The 21622-nt window shown below is 61.5% G+C and carries 23 protein-coding genes, 4 tRNA genes and 1 pseudogene; 14 read left to right on the top strand and 14 right to left on the bottom strand.

Annotation, left to right across the window (positions count from 1 at the left end; genetic code table 11):
* Position 1: 1 nt before the first annotated feature.
* The gene (locus MHX63_RS06940; protein WP_239387851.1) at positions 2-367 is read right to left on the bottom strand and encodes a DUF3817 domain-containing protein; all 366 of its coding nucleotides are present in this window, start codon (positions 365-367) and stop codon (positions 2-4) included.
* A 3-nt stretch (positions 368-370) separates the two neighbouring features.
* On the bottom strand, positions 371-814 hold the full coding sequence (locus MHX63_RS06935; RefSeq protein ID WP_239387850.1) for a hypothetical protein: 444 nt from the start codon (positions 812-814) through the stop codon (positions 371-373).
* Between the two features lie 101 nt (positions 815-915).
* Between MHX63_RS06935 and MHX63_RS06930 the strand changes: the two genes are divergently transcribed.
* Positions 916-997 (top strand) — tRNA-Leu (locus MHX63_RS06930).
* Between the two features lie 83 nt (positions 998-1080).
* Here the strand turns inward: MHX63_RS06930 and bcp are convergent.
* Positions 1081-1572: a thioredoxin-dependent thiol peroxidase gene (gene bcp, locus MHX63_RS06925; RefSeq protein WP_239387849.1), complete on the bottom strand. Its 492-nt coding sequence runs from the start codon at positions 1570-1572 to the stop codon at positions 1081-1083.
* An 88-nt stretch (positions 1573-1660) separates the two neighbouring features.
* Between bcp and MHX63_RS06920 the strand changes: the two genes are divergently transcribed.
* Positions 1661-1939 carry a DUF3618 domain-containing protein gene (locus tag MHX63_RS06920; RefSeq protein WP_239387848.1) on the top strand — a complete coding sequence of 93 codons (279 nt, stop codon included), beginning with the start codon at positions 1661-1663 and terminating at the stop codon, positions 1937-1939.
* 10 nt (positions 1940-1949) lie between these two features.
* Positions 1950-3155, top strand: coding sequence for an AbrB family transcriptional regulator (locus MHX63_RS06915; protein ID WP_239387847.1), 1206 nt, complete (start codon positions 1950-1952; stop codon positions 3153-3155).
* A gap of 79 nt (positions 3156-3234) precedes the next feature.
* Here MHX63_RS06915 and MHX63_RS06910 read toward each other — a convergent pair whose 3' ends face one another.
* Both MHX63_RS06910 and MHX63_RS06905 read right to left on the bottom strand, forming a co-directional pair.
* A complete protein-coding gene (locus MHX63_RS06910) occupies positions 3235-4257 on the bottom strand; it encodes an LLM class flavin-dependent oxidoreductase (RefSeq protein WP_239387846.1) in 1023 nt (340 codons plus the stop codon).
* A gap of 254 nt (positions 4258-4511) precedes the next feature.
* A tRNA-Lys gene (locus tag MHX63_RS06905) sits at positions 4512-4584 on the bottom strand.
* Between the two features lie 383 nt (positions 4585-4967).
* Between MHX63_RS06905 and MHX63_RS06900 the strand changes: the two genes are divergently transcribed.
* The gene (locus MHX63_RS06900) at positions 4968-6176 is read left to right on the top strand and encodes an Ig-like domain-containing protein (RefSeq protein ID WP_239387845.1); all 1209 of its coding nucleotides are present in this window, start codon (positions 4968-4970) and stop codon (positions 6174-6176) included.
* Here MHX63_RS06900 and MHX63_RS06895 read toward each other — a convergent pair whose 3' ends face one another.
* A complete protein-coding gene (locus MHX63_RS06895) occupies positions 6177-7103 on the bottom strand; it encodes a squalene/phytoene synthase family protein (protein ID WP_239387844.1) in 927 nt (308 codons plus the stop codon).
* 388 nt (positions 7104-7491) lie between these two features.
* On the opposite strand from MHX63_RS06895, the gene MHX63_RS06890 reads away from it, so the two are divergent.
* A complete protein-coding gene (locus tag MHX63_RS06890) occupies positions 7492-7710 on the top strand; it encodes a heavy-metal-associated domain-containing protein (protein WP_239387843.1) in 219 nt (72 codons plus the stop codon).
* 106 nt (positions 7711-7816) lie between these two features.
* Here MHX63_RS06890 and MHX63_RS06885 read toward each other — a convergent pair whose 3' ends face one another.
* From MHX63_RS06885 to cmrA, 4 genes are all read right to left on the bottom strand, one after another.
* On the bottom strand, positions 7817-8314 hold the full coding sequence (locus tag MHX63_RS06885; RefSeq protein WP_239387842.1) for a flavin reductase family protein: 498 nt from the start codon (positions 8312-8314) through the stop codon (positions 7817-7819).
* A gap of 27 nt (positions 8315-8341) precedes the next feature.
* Positions 8342-8417: transfer RNA gene (locus tag MHX63_RS06880), tRNA-His, on the bottom strand.
* A 117-nt stretch (positions 8418-8534) separates the two neighbouring features.
* Positions 8535-9167 carry an oligoribonuclease gene (gene orn / locus MHX63_RS06875; protein ID WP_370644034.1) on the bottom strand — a complete coding sequence of 211 codons (633 nt, stop codon included), beginning with the start codon at positions 9165-9167 and terminating at the stop codon, positions 8535-8537.
* A 58-nt stretch (positions 9168-9225) separates the two neighbouring features.
* Entirely contained in the window at positions 9226-10029 is an 804-nt protein-coding gene (gene cmrA, locus MHX63_RS06870) for a mycolate reductase (protein ID WP_239387957.1), read from the bottom strand.
* A 224-nt stretch (positions 10030-10253) separates the two neighbouring features.
* Here cmrA and MHX63_RS10420 point away from each other — a divergent pair, with 224 nt between their 5' ends.
* A complete protein-coding gene (locus MHX63_RS10420) occupies positions 10254-10382 on the top strand; it encodes a hypothetical protein (RefSeq protein ID WP_255710552.1) in 129 nt (42 codons plus the stop codon).
* Positions 10383-10418: 36 nt separating this feature from the next.
* Positions 10419-11108 (top strand): annotated as a pseudogene (locus MHX63_RS06865) (DUF6882 domain-containing protein); the annotation flags it as partial.
* Positions 11109-11503: 395 nt separating this feature from the next.
* On the opposite strand, the gene MHX63_RS06860 reads toward MHX63_RS06865, so the two are convergent.
* Positions 11504-12259 carry a Shedu anti-phage system protein SduA domain-containing protein gene (locus MHX63_RS06860; protein ID WP_239387840.1) on the bottom strand — a complete coding sequence of 252 codons (756 nt, stop codon included), beginning with the start codon at positions 12257-12259 and terminating at the stop codon, positions 11504-11506.
* 225 nt (positions 12260-12484) lie between these two features.
* Between MHX63_RS06860 and MHX63_RS06855 the strand changes: the two genes are divergently transcribed.
* A complete protein-coding gene (locus tag MHX63_RS06855) occupies positions 12485-12844 on the top strand; it encodes a helix-turn-helix transcriptional regulator (protein ID WP_239387839.1) in 360 nt (119 codons plus the stop codon).
* The gene (locus MHX63_RS06850; protein ID WP_239387838.1) at positions 12841-13443 is read left to right on the top strand and encodes a cadmium resistance transporter; all 603 of its coding nucleotides are present in this window, start codon (positions 12841-12843) and stop codon (positions 13441-13443) included. The genes MHX63_RS06855 and MHX63_RS06850 overlap by 4 nt, the downstream gene beginning before the upstream one ends.
* A gap of 338 nt (positions 13444-13781) precedes the next feature.
* Here MHX63_RS06850 and MHX63_RS06845 read toward each other — a convergent pair.
* Positions 13782-13858 (bottom strand) — tRNA-Arg (locus MHX63_RS06845).
* Positions 13859-14099: 241 nt separating this feature from the next.
* Between MHX63_RS06845 and MHX63_RS06840 the strand changes: the two genes are divergently transcribed.
* The 5 genes from MHX63_RS06840 (at position 14100) to MHX63_RS06820 (ending at position 20370) form a co-directional block, all read left to right on the top strand.
* The gene (locus tag MHX63_RS06840; protein WP_239387837.1) at positions 14100-16430 is read left to right on the top strand and encodes a cytochrome c oxidase assembly protein; all 2331 of its coding nucleotides are present in this window, start codon (positions 14100-14102) and stop codon (positions 16428-16430) included.
* A 182-nt stretch (positions 16431-16612) separates the two neighbouring features.
* Positions 16613-17104 carry a single-stranded DNA-binding protein gene (locus MHX63_RS06835; RefSeq protein ID WP_239387836.1) on the top strand — a complete coding sequence of 164 codons (492 nt, stop codon included), beginning with the start codon at positions 16613-16615 and terminating at the stop codon, positions 17102-17104.
* A gap of 142 nt (positions 17105-17246) precedes the next feature.
* On the top strand, positions 17247-18917 hold the full coding sequence (gene ettA, locus MHX63_RS06830) for an energy-dependent translational throttle protein EttA (RefSeq protein WP_034985406.1): 1671 nt from the start codon (positions 17247-17249) through the stop codon (positions 18915-18917).
* A 176-nt stretch (positions 18918-19093) separates the two neighbouring features.
* Positions 19094-19576 carry a thioesterase family protein gene (locus MHX63_RS06825; RefSeq protein ID WP_239387835.1) on the top strand — a complete coding sequence of 161 codons (483 nt, stop codon included), beginning with the start codon at positions 19094-19096 and terminating at the stop codon, positions 19574-19576.
* A gap of 92 nt (positions 19577-19668) precedes the next feature.
* The gene (locus MHX63_RS06820) at positions 19669-20370 is read left to right on the top strand and encodes a hypothetical protein (protein ID WP_239387834.1); all 702 of its coding nucleotides are present in this window, start codon (positions 19669-19671) and stop codon (positions 20368-20370) included.
* 41 nt (positions 20371-20411) lie between these two features.
* On the opposite strand, the gene MHX63_RS06815 is transcribed toward MHX63_RS06820, so the two are convergent.
* Together MHX63_RS06815 and MHX63_RS06810 are read right to left on the bottom strand one after the other, a co-directional pair.
* A complete protein-coding gene (locus MHX63_RS06815; RefSeq protein ID WP_239387833.1) occupies positions 20412-21206 on the bottom strand; it encodes a TSUP family transporter in 795 nt (264 codons plus the stop codon).
* A 2-nt stretch (positions 21207-21208) separates the two neighbouring features.
* Positions 21209-21598, bottom strand: coding sequence for a globin (locus MHX63_RS06810; RefSeq protein ID WP_239387832.1), 390 nt, complete (start codon positions 21596-21598; stop codon positions 21209-21211).
* Between the last annotated feature and the right edge of the window lie 24 nt (positions 21599-21622).

Genomic DNA, 21622 nt, shown 5'->3' with positions numbered 1-21622 from the left:
GCTAGTCCAGCTGGAAGGCGGCCTTAACCTCGTCGCGGCGCTTCTTCTCCACCACGAAGCTCAAGAAAGGCACCACACCCGCCAGCATCGTGGTAACCCACTTTGCTGGCTCCCAGCGCGCCTTCGTGCCCAGATCCAGGCAGGAAATCACGTACACCATAAACACCAAGCCGTGCGCCGGGCCGATGTAGCTAAACCACTCCGGCGCATTCTCGCTTCCGAGGATCAGATATTTAACAATCATCTCCACCATCAGAATCAGCAGCCAAATACCCGTAACCACTGCCGCCACGGAGTAAAACCTCAGCGACTTTGCCACGCGCGCCCGGCGCTCCGGGTGGATAGCAGGGGTCTGCTCGTTGGTCATTGCTTAGTGCCCTTTCTGGTCGTTGTTCTTGCGCTCGTTATTTTTGGACGCCCTCATGCGCGCCCGCTCGCGCCTATCATCTACCCAAATATCCTCAGTTTCTTCGGCACGATCTTCGGCCTGCAGGAAGTCTTCCGGCACCTCGGTGATCTCATCGGTCGGCAGGGTAGGGGCTGCTGGGGCTTCGTCTCCCAGCAGGCGCTCCTTTTCGTACTGGATGTACTTGCGGTACGCCACGACGAAGAAGATGCCGAAGATCGGCCACTGGATGGCATAACCCAGGTTTTGGAAGCTACCGCCGTTGGACTGCCAACGATCCCACTGCCACCACGCCAGCAGGAGGGTGGCAATGACCGCCAGGATTAGGAAGATGATTTGGATGATGCGAACGCGCAGCGGAAACGGGTGGGCAGGTGCCTTACCGTCATTGTCTGAGTGTTCGTTCACACTGCAACATTCTACCTCTACTGCCTTTTACGCCTAATTTCTTTTGACGCTGGGTTGCTTGCTAGCATGAAAGGGGAAACGCGGTTGTCCGCGTTCTTTTTGCGCCTGTGGCGGAATTGGCAGACGCGCTGGATTTAGGTTCCAGTGTCTTATGACGTGGGAGTTCAAGTCTCCCCAGGCGCACAAAATTTTTCAGCCCCGCAGCACTGCCCGCCTGTGTTGCGGGGCTGTGTGCTGCGCAGCGCGGGTATGCGCAGGCACGGGCGCTACAGCTCCTTGGCGATGCGCGCGACGTGCCCGGTGGCCTTCACGTTGTATTTCGCCACGGCGATCTTGCCTTCCTCGTCAATAACGAACGTGGAGCGGATCACGCCCTGGACGATCTTCCCGTAGTTCTTCTTCTCTCCGAATGCGCCGTAGCTTTCCATGACGGACTTGTCGGCGTCCGAAAGAAGGGGGAAGGTCAGCTCGTACTTATCGCGGAACTTCTCCAGAGCCTCTACCTTGTCGGGAGAAATACCAACCACGTCCACGCCCTGGCCGTTGAGCTCGGTGAGGGAATCGCGGAAATCGCAGGCCTCAGTGGTGCAGCCGGGAGTATCCGCCTTGGGGTAGAAGTACACGATGACCTTGCGGCCCGCGTAGTCCGCCAGGCTTACGTTCTTGCCGGAATCACTAGGCAGGGTGAACTCCGGGGCCTTGTCGCCGACCTCAAGTCGGGTGGGCTGGTTTGCGGTGGTGTTGTTGTTATCAGTCATGCATTCCACCCTAGCGAAAGCGCCGACGGGTGCGATCATTTACAATGTTCAGGTAGCACTTAAACGTTCGAATAAGGGAGAAACTTCCGTGGCCCGTAGCATCGATGCCATCCAGCGCGACATTGAACGCACCCGCAACCAGCTGGGACGGACGCTGGAGGAGCTGTCCGTCCGTGCGGATCCGAAGAACCTGGCGGATGACGCTCGCGGCCAGGCCGTGAACACCCTCAAGGAGCCGAAGGTACAGATGATCATTGGCGGTGTAGTCGCCGGTGTTGTCCTGCTGACCGCCCTGGCCGTTGGCTCCAAGCGCAAGGAAAAGAAGCAGATCAAGGAAATCCAGCGCCTGCTGGCAGCTACCCGCTAAGCGGGTAGCGTTGCCCGACTCAGACTCACTGCCTGGCGAAACTGTACGCAGCGCCAGGCCGGGCGGGTTCACACTACCCAGCCCCGCGAAGCTGGCCATTCTGGCCCTGCTGACCGTCCTGTCGATCGCCGCAGGTTTCGCCTGCGAAGCGGTGGGCGTACCCGCCGCCTGGATCTTTTCCTTCCTGATCGTCTTCGGCGTCTACGCCATCTTCAGCGACCGCCAGGTCAGCCCGCCTAAAAAGGCGATGATCCCCTCCCAGGTGATCATCGCCCTTTTGTGTTCCTCGCCCCTTACCACCATCGACCTCGGCACCATCGTCTCCTATGCCGGCCCGACGGCCATGTCGCTGATCGTCACGCTGGCTGTGTGCCTACTGGCCTCCTGGCTGCTGGTGCGCATCCACCGGGTTGGCCCGGCCACGTCGGTGCTGGCCACCCTCGCGGGCGGCGCCAGCGCGATGGTGATGCTCTCCCGGGAGCTCAACGCAGATACGCGCTTTGTCACCCTCACCCAGTACCTGCGCGTATCCATCATCGTCTTGACACTCCCCGGGCTGGTCACGCTACTCGGCCGCGTCGAGGGCGACGAGGCAGATGCGGCCGAAGGGGCGTCAACAGGAAAAGAAAGCCTTCTCGACGGCCTGCAGACGAACTGGCAGGGCATAGTAGGCGCGGTGGTCGTGGGGCTGGCCGTGTGGGCGTTCACGCGGCTGACGGCGCGGTGGTTCAGCATCAGCTCGCCGTACCTGCTGCTGAGCATCGCGTTCGCCATGATCGGCGTGATGGTGTTCGGCGTGCCGCACGAGTTCATCGCGCCGAACGGGCTGCTGGAAAAGCTGGCCTACGCACTGGTCGGCGTGCAGGCCGGCGGCACCCTGACGAAGGGCGCACTGCGGCAGTTCGTGAAGGCCCTGCCCGTGATCCTGGGCGTGATCGCCCTGATGATCGCCAGCTCTATCGGCACGGCCTTCGCCATCGCTGGCCTATGGGACTTTAAGGTTCTGGACGCCTACCTCGCCACCGTGCCGGGCGGCATCTACGCCGTTCTCGCATTTGCGCACGACGCTGGCAGCCAGCCGATTGTCACGGTCATTCAAGTGATGCGCATGATCGCCATGCTGGTGGTGGGCGCTTACGCGCCGCAGATCATCCGGTGGGTGTTCGGCGCGGGCGCGGCCGACGGGCGGCCGGAGCCACGCGAAACGCAGCGCTAGCGGGCTGTGTTAGGGGGAGCTGGCGCTGTGGCCCGCACACACCGGGAGCGCCAGGGGAGCGGGACTGATGGCCTAGTGGTTAGTGCTGGGTGGGGGAGAGTGAGGCGGCGTCCGCAAGAATCTCCATCGACCGCAGCGACTCAGATGTCGAGGGCGACTGCAGAGACACCATGAGCTCATCGGCTTGAGCGTGCGTACGGAACTCCTCGAGGTAACGGCGGACAACATCGCGCGTGCCGACGGCGGAGTAGCGCAGCATATTCAGGATCTGTTGGCCGGCGGGGGAATCGATGAGCATGTCCAGCTCCTCCTCCGTCAGGCTGCGGCCGCGGCCGGCCATGACGCGCACGCGGGTGCGGCAGACTTGGCGGAACTGCTCCTCGGCTTCCTCCTGCGTGTCGGCGGCGGTGACGTTGACCGCGGCGATGACGTAGGGCTCTGGGTGGGCTTCCGAGGGCTGGTAATTATCGCGGTACATCTGCACCGCCTGCGTGAGGGCGGCGGGCGCGAAGTGGCTGGCGAAGCTATGCGGCAGACCCAGGTGCGCGGCCAGCTGCGCGCCGAACAGAGAGGAGCCCAGGATGTACAGGGGCACATTGGTGTGCCGACCCGGCACCGCCTCCACGCCGGGGATTTTCGACGGGCCGTTGAGGTATCCGTAGAGCTCGGCGACATCCTGCGGGAATGTCTCCGCGGCGAAGGGCTCGCGGCGCAGGGCGCGCAAGGTCATCTGGTCGGTACCGGGCGCGCGGCCGAGGCCCAGGTCAATGCGGCCGGGGTGTAGTTCCGCAAGGGTGCCGAACTGCTCGGCGATGACCAGTGGGGCGTGGTTCGGGAGCATGACGCCACCCGCGCCCAGGTTGATAGTGGAAGTCTTCGCCGCGATGTGAGCGATGAGGACCGCGGGGGCGGAGCTGGCGATGGACTTCATGTTGTGGTGCTCGGAATACCAGATGCGCTCGAATCCTAGCTTCTCGGCCTGCTGGGCCCACTGGACGGAGCGGTCGAAGGCGTCCGCGGGGCGCTCGCCCTTGTAGACAGTGGCGAAGTCGAGGAGGCTCAGCGGGGCTAGGGAGTTGTCGTGTGCCGTCGTGTCCGTCATGGTGGTGTTGATGCCTCCTGGTTGGGGTTTGCGGGCTCGCACTGCTTTCGGCGTTGAGCCTAACCGCAGGGCGGCTTTCACTGCTTTCGGCGCTGCGTGACTTACGTTGTCTGTGCGCTTGCGTTCCTAACTAACGACAACCGCTCTGACAGGGCGGATATTCCCGTTGGAGGTGGCGGAGGGGCGTAAGAGAGAAGACAAACCAAAAACCCTCGCTCACTCGGTAGGATTCCAAGCGAACGAGGGTTGAACTGTGGGCTATCAGGGACTCGAACCCCGAACCCGCTGATTAAGAGTCAGCTGCTCTGCCAGTTGAGCTAATAGCCCGCGTTATTCGAAGCGCTATGCGCCTCGGCAACGTGGAAAACTTTATACCCAGATGACATAACAATACAAATCGCCTGGTCAGAGCGGGTAAATTGATGTGTGAGTTCAGGGCTTATGCGCACGCCCCGGTGCTTCGTATACGCCCCTCATGCTTCGCACGCGCCCCGCACGGACGTCCCGCATGCACGCCCCATGCCCCGCAAGCGCACCCCACGCCGCCGACCTCGCCGAGTCATTCACCGTAAACCCAGTCACCGTTTATAACGTTTACGCTACGAACTGCTGGAACCCGCCAAAATGACTAACGCTCCACTGCAGCCAAGCGTTAAAGTTTAGGACAGTCACTTTTCTTACACACACCTTTCCCTTTCTTGGAGTTAGTCTTGCGCAACACCAAGGTTTTCGGACAAACCTTCTCACGGATCACTGCGGCGTCACTAAGTATCGCCCTAGTTACCTTCACCGCATCGTGCACAATCGACCGCGACAGCGACGAACCGCAGATCAGCTCTAATGCCTCAACCGGCGAGAACGGCGAGGGCGAAGAGAAGAAGGAAGAAAACAAGCTGACCTCCAACGTGAAGGACGGCGACACCGAGGTCGACGTCACCGAGCACGTGCAGGTCAAGGGCGACAAGAAGATCGAGAAGGTCTCGCTGACCAACGACGCAGGCGAGGAAGTAAAGGGTAAGTTCAATGAGGACAAGACCGAGTGGACCGTCCCCACCAAGCTCGGCTACTCGCGCACCTACACCCTCACCGCGAAGTCCGGCGACCAGAAGCTCGAGCAGACCTTCACCACCATGACCCCCGGCATGACGCTCAACGGCGCGCTCGCCCCGCTCGACGGCTCGACCGTGGGCATCGGCCAAACCATCTCTCTTCGTTTTGACGCCCCCGTGGAAAACCGCAAGGCAGTGGAAGATGCCATCACCGTGGAAACTACGCCGAAGGTGGAAGGTGCTTTCTACTGGATCACGGCCCAGGAAGTGCGCTGGCGCCCAGAGAAGTACTGGAAGCCCGGCACCAAAGTCAACGTGAAGGCCGACCTGTACGGCACGAAGATTGGCGAAGGCGTGTACGGCGGTGAAGACCGCAGCGCGAAGTTCACTATCGGCGACGCGATGCGTGCCGTCGTGGACGACAGCACCAAGATGATGACCATCAAGAAGAACGGCAAGACCGTGCAGACCATGCCGGTTTCCCTGGGGCGGGATTACCAGTATCCCACGCCGAACGGCAAGTACATCATCGGCGACCAGTTTGAGACACTGACCATGGACTCTTCGACGTTCGGCCTGACGGGCGCGGGCTCGTACGTGACGGACGTGCAGTACGCGACGCAGATGAGCTACTCCGGTATTTACATCCACGCCGCGCCGTGGAGCGTGTACGCGCAAGGCAACACCAACACCTCGCATGGCTGCATCAACGTGAGCGCCGAGAATGCCGCCTGGGTGTTTAACAACATGAAGCGCGGCGACATCGTTGAGGTGAAGAACACGCAGGGCGAGACCCTGAACGGTTCCGACGGCCTGGGCGACTGGAACATCCCGTGGAAGACCTGGAAGGCCGGGAACACGGAAGGGTAGCTAGCGCAGGCGCGCGGCGCGGGGGACGGCGCGCGCGATGATCTTCGCCTTTTCGGCTCGTGGCACACGCACGCGGGTCGTTTTTAGTTGCTCGACGGGGGTGCAGGCCAGACGCTCGTTCAACGCGGCGAACAGGTCGTGCGCGCCGAGCACCCCGACGCGGGCCGCCAGCGGCAGTAGGGCCATGGTGGCGTGCGCCTGGGCAAGCTCCGCGCGGATTTCGGCAACCAGCTCGACCTTAGACTCCTCGGTGAGTTTCGGCAGGTAGGAGCGGTGCAGCCCGACCGTATCCTCCTGATAGTCTCGCAGGAAATTCACCTTCTGGAAGGCGCTACCCAGTGCGTAGGCGCCCTGGTCGGTGCGGGAGCGTTGCTCCGTGGTCAGTGGGCGCCCGGCTTGCTCGGCGTGCGTGGCGAACACCGCGTTGCACATCCACCCGATCACGCCCGCGGATCCGTGCACGTAGTCGGCAAGTGGCAAGGGGCTGGAGCTGGGGGCGTCCGAATGCATGGATGCGAAGAAATCCACCGTCCAGGATCGTTCAAACCCCGCCCAGCGCGCGGTGGTGGCGAATGCGTGCGCGATGGGGTCGGTGCTGAATCCGGTGTCCAGCGCCGTGAGGGCGGTCTGTTCGTAGTCGTCGAGGGATTTTGTGACGCCGCAGGCTGGTACGCCCAGCGCCTCAGCCGTACCGTCGACGATTTCATCCGCGACGCGGGCGAGGGCGTAGATGTTGCGGATGTGCAGCTTGATCGTGGGCGCGAGGAGTTCGCTGGCCAGGTAGAAGCTGGTGGAGTAGTGGCGGATGATGCGGGAGGCCGCGGCGGTGGAGGCCTGCGTGTACAGCGCGCCGGGGTTGTCGTGGATGCTGGCGCTGGGGTGTGCGGTGGGGTTTGCGCGAAGATGGGGCTTGGGCAGGCGGGCCATGGTGATTAATGCTAGTCCATGAGAGTTTGGAGGCTGGGGAGTGTCCTGGGGAGCCCAAATGTCGCAAATCTTCCACTTTCGAGATCCTTTCGGGTTTGACGAATTTGTCAAAGTGCCCTGAACAGTGCAAACAGAATAGTTATAAATACAGAGTGGAAGATTTGGGACATTTTCCCTTGGGAGGGGGGAGCCCACTCGCAACCGCACGTATCTTGGAGGCTGCAGGCACTGCGAGCCCATGCAGTGCGCTAAGGAATGCCCGCTAAAGTATTCCGGCTAAGGCATTCTCACTATGGCGTACTCGCTAGGCGCCGTGGAATGAAAGTGAGCCGAAAAGCGCTGAATATTAAGAAGGCTACGAAAGTAACGACAAAGAGAGGCGAACATCATGAGCGCATACACCTACAACGTCACTGGAATGAGCTGCGGGCACTGCGAAAACGCCGTCAAGGAGGAAGTTTCCAACCTTCCGGGCGTTACGAACATCGAGGTCAGCGCAGACAAGGGGCTGCTGACGTTCGAGCACGACGGGGCGGCAGGGGAGCTGACGGATCAGCAGGTCATCGACGCGGTCGACGAGGCCGGCTACGAGGCCACCCGCGCATAGCGAGGGCGCAGCGAGCGAAGCGCACGGAGCGTGGTGAGACGTGTGCGTTCCCCGAAGGGGGGGAGCGGGGCGCAAACTGTGCGCGTTGCACACGAGCGCGCCGCCGCTAGAAGGGGCGCAGCCCCGCGATGCTGTAGAACTGGTGGCCCAGGAAAAGCAGCGCCGAATCGTCGGAGATCTCCGACACGTCCAGAACCTCCGCAGCCACCAGCGTAGATTCCCCCGCCTGGGCCGTATCCGCAATGCGCGCCCGCATCACAGCCCGGGAGTTCGGCAGCAGCGGCTCGCCCGTCTCGGCGGTCACCCACCCTTGAGATTCCGCGAAGCGATCCGCGCCCGAGGTGGCGAAGGAGTGCGCGATGGGGGACTGGGCGTCATTAAGAAAGTGCACCAACATGCTGCTCGACCGCAACAATTTGCCTGCCGAACCCGTGCGCTTCATCAGCGAGAAACTGATCGACAGCGGGTCAAGCGAAAGGGAGGATACGGACGATGCGGTCAGGCCGACGGGCGCGCCGTCGACGGTCGCGGTGATCAGCGTTACCCCCGCCGGATGTCCGCGGAAGACATCTCGAAACGCTGCTTCAAGATCGGTGTTACTCATTAGCATCACTAGACCTTTAGAAAAATTTGGGGTGACTGACGGGACTCGAACCCGCGACACCTAGGATCACAACCTAGTGCTCTACCAGCTGAACTACAGTCACCATTGCTGTTGAAAACAGCGGATTTTATGTTAGCCCACGCCCTGCGTCTTAACCAAAAGGCCAGCTCGCGAGGGGTGAAACAGGCCTAGGCGGGCCTAGGTGGCCCTGGGGTCAGCGCTAGATCGGGAAGCGTTCCATCGCTGCCTTCGCCGCGGCCGTCGCGTCCGCGTTCGACGGGTCTGCCTCCACGAGCATCGCGCGGCGGTAGTAATCCAGTTCGCGGATGGATTCTTTGATGTCCGCCAGCGCGCGGTGAGACATCCCCTTAGCAGGCTGGCCGTTGTACACGTGGGGATACCAGCGGCGGGCGAGCTCCTTCAGGCTGGAGACGTCGATCATGCGGTAGTGCAGGTACTGGTCCAGGTGTGGCATGTAGCGGTTGATGAACTTCCGGTCCGCGCTGATGGTGTTGCCGGCCAGTGGCGCCACGCCTGCGGTGGGCACGTGCTTTTTCACGTAGTCGAGGACCTGCTCCTCGGCTTCTTCCAGCGTGATGTCGGAGGCGCGGATCTGTTCCGTCAGGCCGGATTCGCCGTGCATCTTCGTCACGACGGCATCCATGCGGGCGAGGTCGCGTTCGGTTGCGTGAATCACCAGGTCCAGCCCCTCGTCGAGTGGGGTGAGGTCCGCATCCGTCACAATCACCGCAATCTCGACGAGCACGTGTTGGTCCGGGTCGAGGCCCGTCATTTCGCAGTCGACCCACACGAGTCGATCGTTCTTGGCAACTTGATTCGGGGTGGTGTTCACGGATGTTCCTTTCTGTTGTTGATAATTCTATGTCTTTTTTGGTGACGCCCCCTCGGAATCAGTCGCTTTCGGTTGCCATTTGGGCGTAGAACTTACCCACGATCGGCGCGGTGACCTTCCGCGGCAGGTACGTGGAGACGAAGTTCATGGCCTTGGACAGTGGGCCGGGGACTACACGGAGCTTGTTCTTGGACAGGGCGGTCAGGGTGTCGATGGCGCAGTCTTCGTAGGTAGTCCAGAGGAAATCCGGGACGGCATCGTCAACCTCGGTGAGCTGCTCGTCTTCCTTGCGGGCCTCGCGCACCGGGCCGGGTGCCAGGAGGGTGCACTTGATGCCGTGGTCTTTAAGCTCGTAGTGCAGGGACTCGGTGAAGGTGTTGACCATCGCCTTAGTGCCGACGTAGGTGGCGTTTCCGGGGATGGCCATGTTGCCGGCGGCGGAGCCGACGTTAACGATGCCGCCCTCGCCACGTTCCAGCATGCCGGGCAGCACGACTTGGGTGAGTTCGTAGAGTGCGGTGGCGTTGAGATCGAACTGCAGGCGCTCGTAGTCCCAGTCGAGGTCCTTGAACTGGCCGAAGGTGGCTATGCCCGCGGAGTTGATGATGATGCTGACCGGGGTGGTGCGCAGCTCTTTCAGCAGCTCTGTGCGGGCGGGGGCATCCGCCAGGTCGACGGAACGGATCTGCACGTCGCGGTCAGGGAAAGCGTCCGCGATTTCCTGCATGGGAGCCACCGTGCGGGCGACCAGGAGCAGGTCGTAGCCGCGCCGGGCGAGCTCCTCGGCGATGGCCTTACCAATGCCGGAGGAAGCGCCGGTGATGACGGCATAGGAGCCTGGAGTGGGAGTTGGAAGATCCAGTTCCTCGGACTTCTGGGACTTGCCCAGGGGGAGGGAGCGTAGGGCGTCAATAGGGTTAAAGTGGCTATTCGCAGTCATGGCTACAACCATAGCGGGCGGTGCGGACAGGGGGGTCGGGGTTTAGGTGGCGTGGAGTGTAGATCGCGCGAAGCGTGGGTTCCGTTAAGCGCGGGAGGTGTGAACTTTGCCCGGTGAGCTGAGCTAAGCGGTGTTAGTTTAATCACATGATCCCCGATATTCGCAGAGTTGGACAGCACGCCGCGCTGTATGCCCATGCGCGCTGTGAGCACATCATGGAACAGATCGAAGACCGCGTTGGCGATGACTGGGGAATTGCTGTAGGCGAGATTTAAGGCGAGCAGTACTACCAGTTTCAGGGGCGGGTTAAGCTCGCCAATGCTCGAGTGGAACTCGTCGCGACCGTTGACGTGGAGTCCGCGACTCTCAAGTGGGAATGGGCGGATGAAGTGGCTGTTTCCGGAGCTGCAGAACTTGATCGGCGCCTTGCTGCGGAGGTGATGCGCAAGTGGGGTGAGGAACAAGACCTGACCGGGTTTACGACCCCAGTGGTGCCTTACGAGGTTCCCGAATGGGACGGCGATGAAGCTGAATCGGATAGCGGGGAAGACACGGAAGATGAGGAAGGCGAAGAAGGCGACGAGCTGTATGCGCAGTCAATTGCAGCGGCAGCCGTTTCGGAGGATGTAGGGGATAGCGCGTTCGAAATTTTTGGTTCGCATGCTTGTTACGCAACCATCCCGGACGAAGACGAATCCGAGATCCGGATTTACTTGATGGATTCGTTCAACCCACCTATGGAGGAGACGGATCTGTCGGTGATGTTTGTCAAGTTCGACGCCATATTGTTGGAATGCGACGACCCGGTGTGGAGTATCGAAGGGATTGCTTATCAGCGCGAGGACTGGACGGTCGAGGAAATCGAACCGGAGAAAAAACAACGCGCGTGGAAGATTGCGGACGGCGACGGACGCTTCTTCGTGGTGGAGTTGAGCTTCAACGAAGACGGCACGATCGCAGAGCTTGGCAAGAAGGGGCTGTTTACAGAGGAAAGCGCCTAACGAAATCCGTCGGACACTCTAGCTAAAAAACGAAGTCCGCGCCTCGGGAAAGAAAAACCGAGACGCCAGTTTGTCCACGTAGCCGCGACTGAAGTGTCAACCATGTCGCGACTCATGAGGGGCTTTCACGAAACCTCCTGACCAGTTATACCAGGTCCACGGCTACACCCCGGTTACACCGGGTTCCGCCTCCGGTTACACGACAGTAGTCAAACAAATGCCGCGAGCAGGAACTTCGTCTTAGAACTCAAAGTCAGGAACTTCCGTCTTCGTGCCTTCTTGCTTCTCGGCAAGCTCCACATTCCACCGCGCCCGCTCGACAAGTTCGTCAAAGGTAAGCACCTCCGGTGACCTAAGGTTGGAGCGGAAAACTTTCAAAGCTACGGAACTTCGCGTCAATCCGGTTCCCTTCGGCGCTGAACAAGTCGCTCATGGAACCGATCACCAGAAACGAGCGTGGCTCGACCAAATACGCACCGTCGCCAGTGTTTCCGCCCTCGCTGTCCCTCTCCAATCCAGCCGGCAAGGCTCTCTTTGGCGGCGCAAACTGTTTCTTGCACCTGGGCTATCGCAACGGAAAACTTGCGGCTGATCCCGTAAACATCACTGCGGTATTGGTGCCGTGTCAGCAAAGGCGTGTCCGGGTGTTTAATCTCTGCCAGCGCCACTGAACGCTGCAGGCCGTTGGACACTAAGAAGGCGTCGGCGCGTTTCCCGGAAGTGTGCAGGTTTGCTCCGCGAACTGTTTGCTCAAGTTTTCCCTCGTCCCAAGTGGTGTAGAGCCTACCTCCGAGACCAACGCCGAGGACCCATGGGTTGGCTTCGAGAAGGTTCTGCCACGCCTTCTCAGCGCCACCCGCCGCGTTTTTCGCTTCGGCAAACGCCTCGTGGTCGTCGAGCCACGATTGCATAGTGTTAACGACGTCGCGACGGTTCTTCAGTTCCTTGATCTCAGCGGCCGAGGTCTCGGTTTCTACGAGTGCCTGGAGCGCCTTAGGGTCTCGCTTGTACAGTCGCTGAAGTTCGCTTTGGTCGGCGACGATGCGGTTGAGGACGTCATCGTCAACCCTGGAGGTTTTCTCGCCGGTAACGGGAATCGAGGCGAGGCTGCGGGTGAGGTCGATAAGTTTGTTTGAGCCTTCCCGGTTCAAGACGAGGACATCATCGAGTTTCGGTCGTTCGAGTCTCTTCTTCGCGCCTGAAAACGGGCCTCGCCAACTACGCCAGGCTCGCGCACAACTTGGATCTCGAGCTGGCGACGCTGTTTCGCAACTTTGCCGGAATCTCTGCCACTTCCACTGTCTTCTGTGCAGCACACGCTGCTACGCCGCTACATCGGACTTGACATGTTCAGTGCTCGCTGTATAGTTCAGTGCATGCTGACTATTGCTTCACGTCTCGACGTGATGAACCGCCTGGGTCGTGCACTGGCCGACCCCACTCGATCGCGGATCATCTTGACCCTGCTCGACCATCCCGCTTACCCGGCGGAACTGGCTCGAGCTTTGGACCTGACACGCCCGAATGTGTCCAACCACCTGGCATGCCTGCGCGATTGCGGGATCGTCGTCTCCGAGCCCGAGGGGCGTCGGACACGATACGAGATTGCCGATCCGCACCTGGCGCAGGCGCTGACGGCACTGGTCGATGCCACCCTGGCAGTAGACGAAGACGCCCCGTGCATCGATCCCGCCTGCTCGCTTCCCGGATGCGACGTAGCTGGGGAGGACGCATGATCCTCACCACGGTCTTGCAGGCGATAGGCCTGTTCGCAGCTACCAACATCGACGACATCATCGTGCTCTCCCTCTTCTTCGCGCGAGGGGCAGGCCAGAGCGGCACCACCGCCCGTATTTTGGCCGGCCAGTACCTCGGATTTGCCGGCATCCTCATCGCCGCGATCCTTGTGGCCATCGGCGCCGGAGCATTTCTGCCCCCGGCAGCTATTCCATACTTTGGTCTCATCCCTCTGGGCATCGGCCTCTGGGCCGCATGGCAGGCCTGGCGCGGAGACGATGACGACGATGACGACGAGGCCAAGGTTGCCGGCAAGAAGGTCGGCGTTTGGACAGTCGCAGGCGTCACGTTTGCCAATGGCGGCGACAACATCGGTGTCTACACCCCTGTATTCCTCAGCGTGGAACCTCTCGCAGTAGTTGCCTACTGTGTTATCTTCCTCGCGCTCGTTGCGGTCCTGGTGGCTCTGGCAAAGTTCGTCGCCACCCGCCCCCCGATCGCGGAAGTGCTCGAACGCTGGGAGGACATCCTCTTTCCCATCGTTCTCATCGGCCTCGGCATCGTGATCCTCGTCAGTGGCGGAGCTTTCGGGCTCTGACGGAGCAGTAGTGTTCCAAACGGCCCCGACCGGGCGCACCCCTCTCGGTTCAGACCCCAACAACTACCCGCAGCCAGTCCTGCGTGATCACAGCAACAAGACCGCTATGAAGCGCTGCAAAAACCGCGCCACCAGATGAGTACGGAAACTCTTCCGCGGCTCGGTCCGCGCTCATAAACAATCCGCGCTATAACCCGAGCAGGAACGGCGTTCAGACAAAGAAAAATGACCCCTCCGAACGAACGGAGCGGGTCACTTTTGTGTTCGCGGCCGTTTTCCTTCGGCCGGCAGGAGGTTTCGTGAAAAGATTGGAGCAGTTTCGTGACCCCCCATGACAATGGCGCCCCCGGCAGGACTCGAACCCGCGACACATGGGGTAGAAACCCACTGCTCTAATCCACTGAGCTACGGAGGCATACGAGTAGATGATAATGCACGCGCATGCGCGCAGAAATTGCGGGGCAATCATCCGGTAAGTGAGGCGCAGTCGCGAGGGTAGGCGCCGGGGCGGCGTGGCACAGTCGTGCAGGTAGGTACGGGACAGCGTGGCACGGCTGCGAGGTAGGCGCCGGGGTAGTGCGCCACCACTGTGACGCAACCAACAACACAAAACCGGGAAGTTCACCCTGTCCGGAGCGGAGGGTAAGGTTCCAAACATGTCCTCCCAGGCAGATCAGGAAGCTAAGCAAACAGCGGAAGCCAAGACCGCGCAGGCGGAAACCAAAGCGAAGCCCGCGCAGGCGAAGCAGGCGGAAGCGCAAGCCCCGGCCCAGCCCGTGAAGCTGGGTAACCCCGGCCTCGTGTACCTCATCGGCGCACTCGTCGCCGGGTGTTTCGCCGCGGCCATCGGCTACTCCTTCCTCGGCGAATCGCTCGCCCTTCTGGGCATTCCGGACCCCGGCCCGCTGACCACCGTTGGCCTGCCCTTCGTCCGCGGCGCGGCGATCTTCATCGGCTGCCTGGGGCTCGGCGGGTTCCTGATGTCCGCCTTCGGCACGCCCCCGGATAAGCAGGGCTATCTCACACTCGACGGCTTCCGAGCCGCCCGCACGGGCACCTGGGGAATGATCGGCTTCGCACTCCTGTCGATCTTGCTGATCCCCATGTACATGTCGGACATCTCCGGCAGCCCCCTCACAGAAGTTCTTAAGCCCGAGTACTGGGGGATTGCGCTGGATCAGGTGTCGGCGTCGAAGGCTTGGCTCTGGGTTGCCATCTTCGCTGGCGCGGCAGGTGGGCTGTCGCTGCTCACGCGCAAGTGGATCTGGCAGCCGATCTTCTTGGCACTGTCGGTTCTTTCGCTGATTCCGCTGGCGCTGGAGGGGCACTCCGCGGCGGGCGGTAACCACGACTACGGCGTGAACTCGCTGCTCTGGCACATCATCTGCGTATCGCTGTGGGTGGGTGGCCTGCTGGCTCTGCTGGCGCACGCGAAGCGCCGCGGCCCGCACCTCGCTCTTATCGTCCAGCGCTACAGCGCCCTGGCGCTTTTTTGCATCATTGCCGTTGCGATCTCGGGGTTCATTAACGCACTGCTGCGCGTCCACCTGGACGAGCTGTTCACCACCCAGTACGGCCTGGTCATCGTCGCAAAAATGGTCATGACGTTGCTCCTGGCCTGGTTCGGATGGGAGCAGCGCTCCCGCATCATCCCGAAGCTGCGCGACGGCGAGGGTGAAAGCGGCAAGACCACCAGCGCTCAGCGCACGCCGTTCATCCGCTTCGCTGCCCTGGAGATCTTCATCATGGCCGCCACCATCGGCATCGCCGTGTCCTTGGGCCGCATCCCGCCGCCGATCGAGCAGGTCATTGACCTCACCCAGCAGGACGTACTGCTGGGCTACACCCTCACCGAGCCGCCGAGTATCGGGCGCTACTTCACCATGTTCCGCCTGGATCTCATCTTCGGTGTGGGTGCGATACTCCTCCAGGCCGGGTACATGTGGGCCTGGCTGAGCATCCGCAAACGCGGCATCGAGTGGCCCATCCAGCGCCTCATCTGGTGGTCCGTCGGCAACGTCACCCTGCTGTTCGCCACCAGCTCCGGCCTGGGCATGTACTCCATGGCGCTGTTCGGCCCGCACATGCTGCAGCACGTCATTCTCTCCATGGCCGTGCCCGTGTTCTGGGTCCTCGGCGGCCCTATGACGCTCCTGCTGCGCGCCCTGCCCGCCGCCGGCCGCAATGGCGTTCCGGGACCGCGCGAATGGTTGGTCGTGTTCATCAACAACCCGTTCTCACGCTTCCTGACGCACCCCATCGTCGCCGGAACGCAGTTCGTTGTCGGGTTCTATTACCTTTATCTTTCGCCGCTTTTTGACGCGATCGCGGGTGAGCACGCCGGCCACCTGTTTATGATGCTGCACTTCATCATCTCGGGATACATCTTCTATTGGGTGATCATCGGCGTGGATGCCGCACCGCGGAACCTCTCGCCGTTCATTAAGATGCTGACGCTATTTGCGATGGTGACCTTCCACGCATGGTTCGGTATCGCGATGATGCAGATTTCCGAGCCACTGAACGCGGAGTTCTACAACCAGCTGGACTTCCCATTCCCAGTGGACCTGGACCACCAGCAGTACCTCGGCGGCAGCATCACCTGGGCGCTGGGTGAGATCCCGCTACTGGTTGTCTCCATCGCCCACGGGTTCCAGTGGCTGCGTTCCGACCGGCGCGAGGCCAAGCGTTTCGACCGTCGTGAAGAGCGCACGGGTGACGAAGAACTGGAGGCATACAATGCGATGCTGGCTGGGCTCTCCAGCGGACAGATCGATACCGGCAACCGCGCGTACTACGGCGATGATTACCACGACCAGGACGTTCAGAGCACCCTGCACTCGGCCAAGCACAAATCGCAGCACAAGGCCCAACACAGGGGCCAGAGTCAAGCCCAGCGCCGGGCTCAGGAGCAGGGTAAAAACCAGGCTCAGAACCAGGCCGAAACCAACGCCGAGAACAAGCAAGCCCGCGGGAAGTCGGACTAACGCACACCCGGCCGCGAACTGTCAACCCCTTCTTTCCAACCTGTGGATAAGCACCTTTGATGGGCGGAGTTGTCCACAGGGTGGCGTCACGAAGAAAAAGAAAAACCCCGAAACGCGCTAACAATAAAGCCACGCGCCGGGGAACAAGCTTCGGTGCGAAAACTAGGAAGGGGACAAGTCAGATGAGCAACAATCTGGCGCAGGCATATCTGGTGGGGAACGCGGTTGACCACCCGCAGATTCGAATCAAGGGGCTGGACGGCGGGCCCACACTCACCACGTTCCGCGTGGCGATGAACCACCGCTACCAAGGCGCGGACGGGCAGTGGAAGGACGGCGACCCGTGCTACATGGAAGTCCAGTGCTGGGGTGCACTAGGCGATAACGTCAGCGCGACGGTGTGCAAGGGAATGTCCGTGATCGTCGTCGGACGTATCGTGCAAAGCACGTGGGAAGCCAACGGCGAAGACGGCAAGTCCGTGACGCGCAGCGTGCTGCGCGTGCGCGCCACCCACGTGGGCCCGGACCTGAGTGCGCGAAACGTGTTGGTGAACGTCCGCAAGGCTGTGGAGCAGAACGCTGAGAAGAACCCGGCGCAGAACCCAACTGGCTCGCCGGAGCTGGTGGGTGTCGGCGCAGGTGGCCAGGAAGAGGAAGTGGAACCGGCGTTCTAAGTGGCGAATGATCGCTAAAAGGTGAGGCCGACTTGGGGAGCTCGGGGGAGTAGCCCAGGTCGGCCTTTGCACGGTGGCACCACGTACACTGGGTGGGCGAATACATTGGGACACTAACCACGAAAGGTCAAAAGAGTTCACCGTGGGCGAGTTCATTTACACCATGAAAAACGTGCGCAAGGCGCACGGCGATAAAGTCATCCTGGATAACGTCACGATGGCGTTCTACCCCGGCGCCAAGATCGGCGTGGTGGGCCCGAACGGTGCAGGTAAGTCCTCCATCCTGAAGATCATGGCTGGCATCGATCAGCCCTCCAACGGCGAGGCTTTCCTGGACCCCGGCGCAACCGTCGGCATTCTGCTGCAGGAGCCGCCGCTGAACGAGGAAAAGACCGTTCGCCAGAACGTCGAAGAGGGCATGGGCGAGATCTTCGAAATCCGCCAGCGCTACGAAGAGATCGCCGAAGAGATGGCCACCAACTACACCGACGAGTTGATGGAAGAGATGACGACTCTGCAGGAGAAGATCGACGCTGCAGATGCGTGGGAGCTGGACTCCAAGATCGAGCAGGCCATGGAAGCGCTGCGCTGCCCGCCGTCCGATGAGCCGGTGACCCACCTCTCCGGAGGTGAGCGCCGCCGCGTAGCCCTGGCGAAGCTGCTGCTTTCCGAGCCGGACCTGCTGCTGCTAGACGAGCCCACAAACCACCTGGACGCCGAGTCCGTGCTGTGGCTGGAGCAGCACCTGAAGGACTACAAGGGTGCCGTTCTGGCCGTCACCCACGACCGCTACTTCCTGGACCACGTCGCCGGCTGGATCTGTGAGGTCGACCGCGGCAAACTGTACCCCTACGAGGGCAACTACTCCACCTACCTGGAGACCAAGGCCAAGCGCCTGGAGGTTGCAGGCAAGAAGGACGCGAAGCTACAGAAGCGACTCAAGGAAGAGCTACAGTGGGTCCGCTCCGGCGCGAAGGCTCGCCAGGCGAAGAACAAGGCCCGCCTGCAGCGCTACGAGGAGATGGCTGCCGAGGCTGAGAAGTACAAGAAGCTGGACTTTGAAGAGATCCAGATTCCGACTCCGCCGCGCCTGGGCAACCAGGTGGTCGAGGTCAAGGACCTGAACAAGGGATTCGACGGCCGCACCCTGATCAAGGACCTGTCGTTCACCCTGCCGCGCAACGGCATTGTGGGCGTCATCGGCCCGAACGGTGTGGGTAAGACCACTCTGTTTAAGACCATCGTTGGCCTGGAGGAGCCGGACTCCGGCGAGGTGAAGGTTGGCTCCACAGTTCAGTTGAGCTACGTGGACCAGAACCGCGAGAACATCGACCCGGAGCAGACGGTCTGGGAGGTTGTCTCCGACGGCCTGGACTTCATTCACGTCGGCCAGAACGAAATGCCTTCCCGCGCGTACCTGTCCGCGTTCGGCTTCAAGGGCCCGGACCAGCAGAAGCCTTCCAAGGTGCTGTCCGGTGGTGAGCGCAACCGTCTGAACCTGGCGCTGACGCTGAAGCAGGGTGGCAACCTGATCCTGCTGGATGAGCCGACTAACGACCTGGACGTGGAGACCCTGTCTTCCCTGGAGAACGCTCTGCAGCAGTTCCCGGGCTGCGCCGTGGTCATTTCGCACGACCGCTGGTTCCTGGACCGCACCTGTACCCACATCCTGGCTTGGGAGGGCAACGTTGCCGAAGGCCAGTGGTACTGGTTCGAGGGCAACTTCGAGGACTACGAGAAGAACAAGGTCGAGCGCCTCGGCCCGGAGGCTGCACGTCCGCACCGCGTAACGCACCGCAAGCTGACCCGCTAGACCGCGCGTTCCGCCACAGCACGTTGCTACAGCACGCGGCGCAGGCTAACCAATAGGCCTGCGCCGCGTTTCTCGCTTGAAACCGTGTAACAACGTGAACCTGTGTGAAGGATGTGGCAAGATTGGTTCACGAAACAAAAGTTACCTGTGAGGTTCTAAGCGAGGTTTGAAACGCAATGCCCTTCATCGAATACGAGGCCACCGGGACTCGCTGGCATACCTGCCGCCGCGAGCTCCGTTGGTCCGACTTCGACCAATACCAGCACGTCAACAACGCCAAATATCTGGAATTCGGCCAGGACGCGCGGATGGTCTTCCTCAAAGACGTTCTGATGGAAATGGACATTGCCGTGCCCCCGATGTTCGCACGCCACACCACCATCGACTATCCGTTCCCGCTGTCTCCGGGGGAGTCGGAAGTCGCTGTGGCCTCCTACTTCATCGACGTCGGGCGCAAATCCTGCACCATGCGCCAGGTTGTCCAGGATTCCGTCGGACGGATCACCTGCACCATCGATGCTGTCATGGTGGGCATCGACGTGATGACCGGGAAGTCCCGTGAGTGGAGCGATCAGGACATCAGCAACATCAACCAATTCCTCATCCCGGAGGACCACGAGGTGGTCACCGACCGCGCCACCACCGCCGCCCGCTTCTAACAGCGCGCATTCAACCCAGAGCAGATTCACTGACCGGTAAGCGCCCAGCCCGTGTGAGCTAAAGCTTTGGGGAGGGCTAAGGTGGGGGAACTATGGGCGTCACAATCGATCTACAGGGAACAATTGATTCGCGATCCGCGACCGCGGCCGTGAGTGCCATGCGGCGCGCGGGGGCGGTGATGAAACGCGCGCTGGTGATGGATCCGGGCGCGCTGGTGCGCTTAAGCGCTGTGGGGGAGCGGTCGACGGATCTTTTTATTTCGACGCCCCTAGGCTGCGTGGCTTCCGTCCGAGTGCCCGGACAGGCAGGCAGCACCGGCACAGTGGCCTATGCCAGCGACGCGCTGGAGACGATCGTCGCGTTTGAACCCGGACAGCAGACCCTTGACCTGGGCGCGGACATGGACCTGATGTGGGTTGGCTCGCCGCCTCCGCAGCAGGGATTCGAGCTGATCGATACGGTGCCGGGGGACGTGGTGCGCGGCCTACACGCGGACATGGCCACGGAAAATGAGGCGAACTCCGGCCCGATGGGGATTGCGCGTAGCCTGCTGGAGCAGCAGGTGCTGACGGTGCAGCGAGGTAATGACGCCACCGCCTCCGTCGCGCTAGAGGGCCGAACCATTGCGGCACTCGGCGGCCTGCGGTTGGTTCCAGAGCCGGGGGAGAAGCTGCGGGATTATGACTATGTGCGTGTGAGCGCCAGCGGGTCGTGGATTCGTGTGGATGCGCTGGTCGGCAGCGTATATGCGCCGCGCCCCGGTGGGCTGGCTCGGGTGCCCGGGCCACGCTAGATGGGTAGGAGAGCCTCCGTGTGAGGAGCGCTGCGAGTGGATTAAGCGCCGGTGTACATGTCGTAGCCCAACTTGGTGCTCATGACCGCGATAACGACGAGCAGCGCGATGCGGATAAAGCCGGTTCCCTTGGAAAGTACCAGGCGTGCCCCAACTTGCGCGCCCGCCACGTTGAAGGCCGCTAGGCCGAGCCCCAGTAGCCAGGGCACGTGGCCGCCGATGGCGAATACGGTCAGCGCGCCGAGGTTCGTGGCAGTGTTGATGATCTTCGCGAGTGCGGCAGATTCTACGAAGGATCTGCTAAGAAGCGCGGTGAAAACAATGATGAGGAACGTGCCGGTGCCCGGGCCGAAGAAGCCGTCGTATGCGGCGATAGCTCCGACCGCGAAGAGTGCGATGAGCCACCGGCGGGGGCTTCGTGCAGGGGCGCGTTGGGGTGTGCCGAAACTGGGTTTGAGGGCGACATACGTGCCAACTACTAGCAGCAGAATAATCACCAGGGGACGCAGAACCTCGGAGCTGAGTGCTGCTACCAGCAGCGCACCAGAGGCCGCGCAGACGAACGCCAGCGGGACTCCGTAGGCCACCAGGCGCCGATCGATCTTCTGGCGCACATCGGATGCGCGGAGCATACGCGCGGCGGCTGAGGAAGTACCAAAGACCGCCGCTAGCTTGTTGGCCGCCATTGCCGAGGCTTCAGGGGTCGCGGGCGCGACGATCAAAATGAGAGGGATGAGGATGAGGCCACCGCCGCCGACGATGGCATCAATTAGCCCGGCGACGAAGGAACCCACGGCGAGGACTGAAAACGCCTCGACGGAAAGATCCGCTAACACTGTTAGTGCTGATCGGGAGTGTTGACTAGCATGTGCGCAACTCGCTCCATGTGTTCCCACATGGCCGCGCGGTGTTCGTCGGGTAGTTGTTCCTTATCGATGGTGGCCATGGCGTTGCCCATGAGTTCCAGCCAGCGGTCGCGGGCGGCCGTGTCGATGCGAAATGGGGCGTGGCGCATCCGCAGGCGCGGGTGGCCACGCCGGGCGTTGAACTCCGTTGGGCCGCCCCAGTACTGCACTAGGAACCAACGGAGTCGATCTTCGGCGCCCTCGAAGTCCTGTTCCGGGTACATCGGCCCGAGAATATCGTCGGTGCGGACCTGTCGATAAAACTCGTGCACGATGGCACGGAAGGTCTCCTCACCAACAGCGTCGTAGAAGCTAGAAGTCATGCCTCCAACCATATCTGTTCTGCC

The organism is Corynebacterium sp. ACRQK, from assembly GCF_022345965.1.
Classification (GTDB): domain Bacteria; phylum Actinomycetota; class Actinomycetes; order Mycobacteriales; family Mycobacteriaceae; genus Corynebacterium.
Note: the sequence above shows the minus strand (reverse complement) of the source record. Positions and strands in the feature narration are given on the sequence as shown.

Excerpts from the sequence above, each read along its gene's own strand:
- MHX63_RS06885 (WP_239387842.1), bottom strand. The coding sequence starts at position 8,314 with ATGAGTAACACCGATCTTGAAGCAGCGTTTCGAGATGTCTTCCGCGGA.
- MHX63_RS06855 (WP_239387839.1), top strand. The coding sequence starts at position 12,485 with ATGCTGACTATTGCTTCACGTCTCGACGTGATGAACCGCCTGGGTCGT.
- MHX63_RS10420 (WP_255710552.1), top strand. The coding sequence starts at position 10,254 with ATGATCCCCGATATTCGCAGAGTTGGACAGCACGCCGCGCTGTATGCC.
- MHX63_RS06835 (WP_239387836.1), top strand. The coding sequence starts at position 16,613 with ATGAGCAACAATCTGGCGCAGGCATATCTGGTGGGGAACGCGGTTGAC.
- bcp (WP_239387849.1), bottom strand. The coding sequence starts at position 1,572 with ATGACTGATAACAACAACACCACCGCAAACCAGCCCACCCGACTTGAG.
- MHX63_RS06810 (WP_239387832.1), bottom strand. The coding sequence starts at position 21,598 with ATGACTTCTAGCTTCTACGACGCTGTTGGTGAGGAGACCTTCCGTGCC.
- MHX63_RS06910 (WP_239387846.1), bottom strand. The coding sequence starts at position 4,257 with ATGACGGACACGACGGCACACGACAACTCCCTAGCCCCGCTGAGCCTC.
- MHX63_RS06825 (WP_239387835.1), top strand. The coding sequence starts at position 19,094 with ATGCCCTTCATCGAATACGAGGCCACCGGGACTCGCTGGCATACCTGC.
- MHX63_RS06820 (WP_239387834.1), top strand. The coding sequence starts at position 19,669 with ATGGGCGTCACAATCGATCTACAGGGAACAATTGATTCGCGATCCGCG.
- MHX63_RS06840 (WP_239387837.1), top strand. The coding sequence starts at position 14,100 with ATGTCCTCCCAGGCAGATCAGGAAGCTAAGCAAACAGCGGAAGCCAAG.
- MHX63_RS06895 (WP_239387844.1), bottom strand. The coding sequence starts at position 7,103 with ATGGCCCGCCTGCCCAAGCCCCATCTTCGCGCAAACCCCACCGCACAC.
- MHX63_RS06890 (WP_239387843.1), top strand. The coding sequence starts at position 7,492 with ATGAGCGCATACACCTACAACGTCACTGGAATGAGCTGCGGGCACTGC.
- MHX63_RS06850 (WP_239387838.1), top strand. The coding sequence starts at position 12,841 with ATGATCCTCACCACGGTCTTGCAGGCGATAGGCCTGTTCGCAGCTACC.
- MHX63_RS06940 (WP_239387851.1), bottom strand. The coding sequence starts at position 367 with ATGACCAACGAGCAGACCCCTGCTATCCACCCGGAGCGCCGGGCGCGC.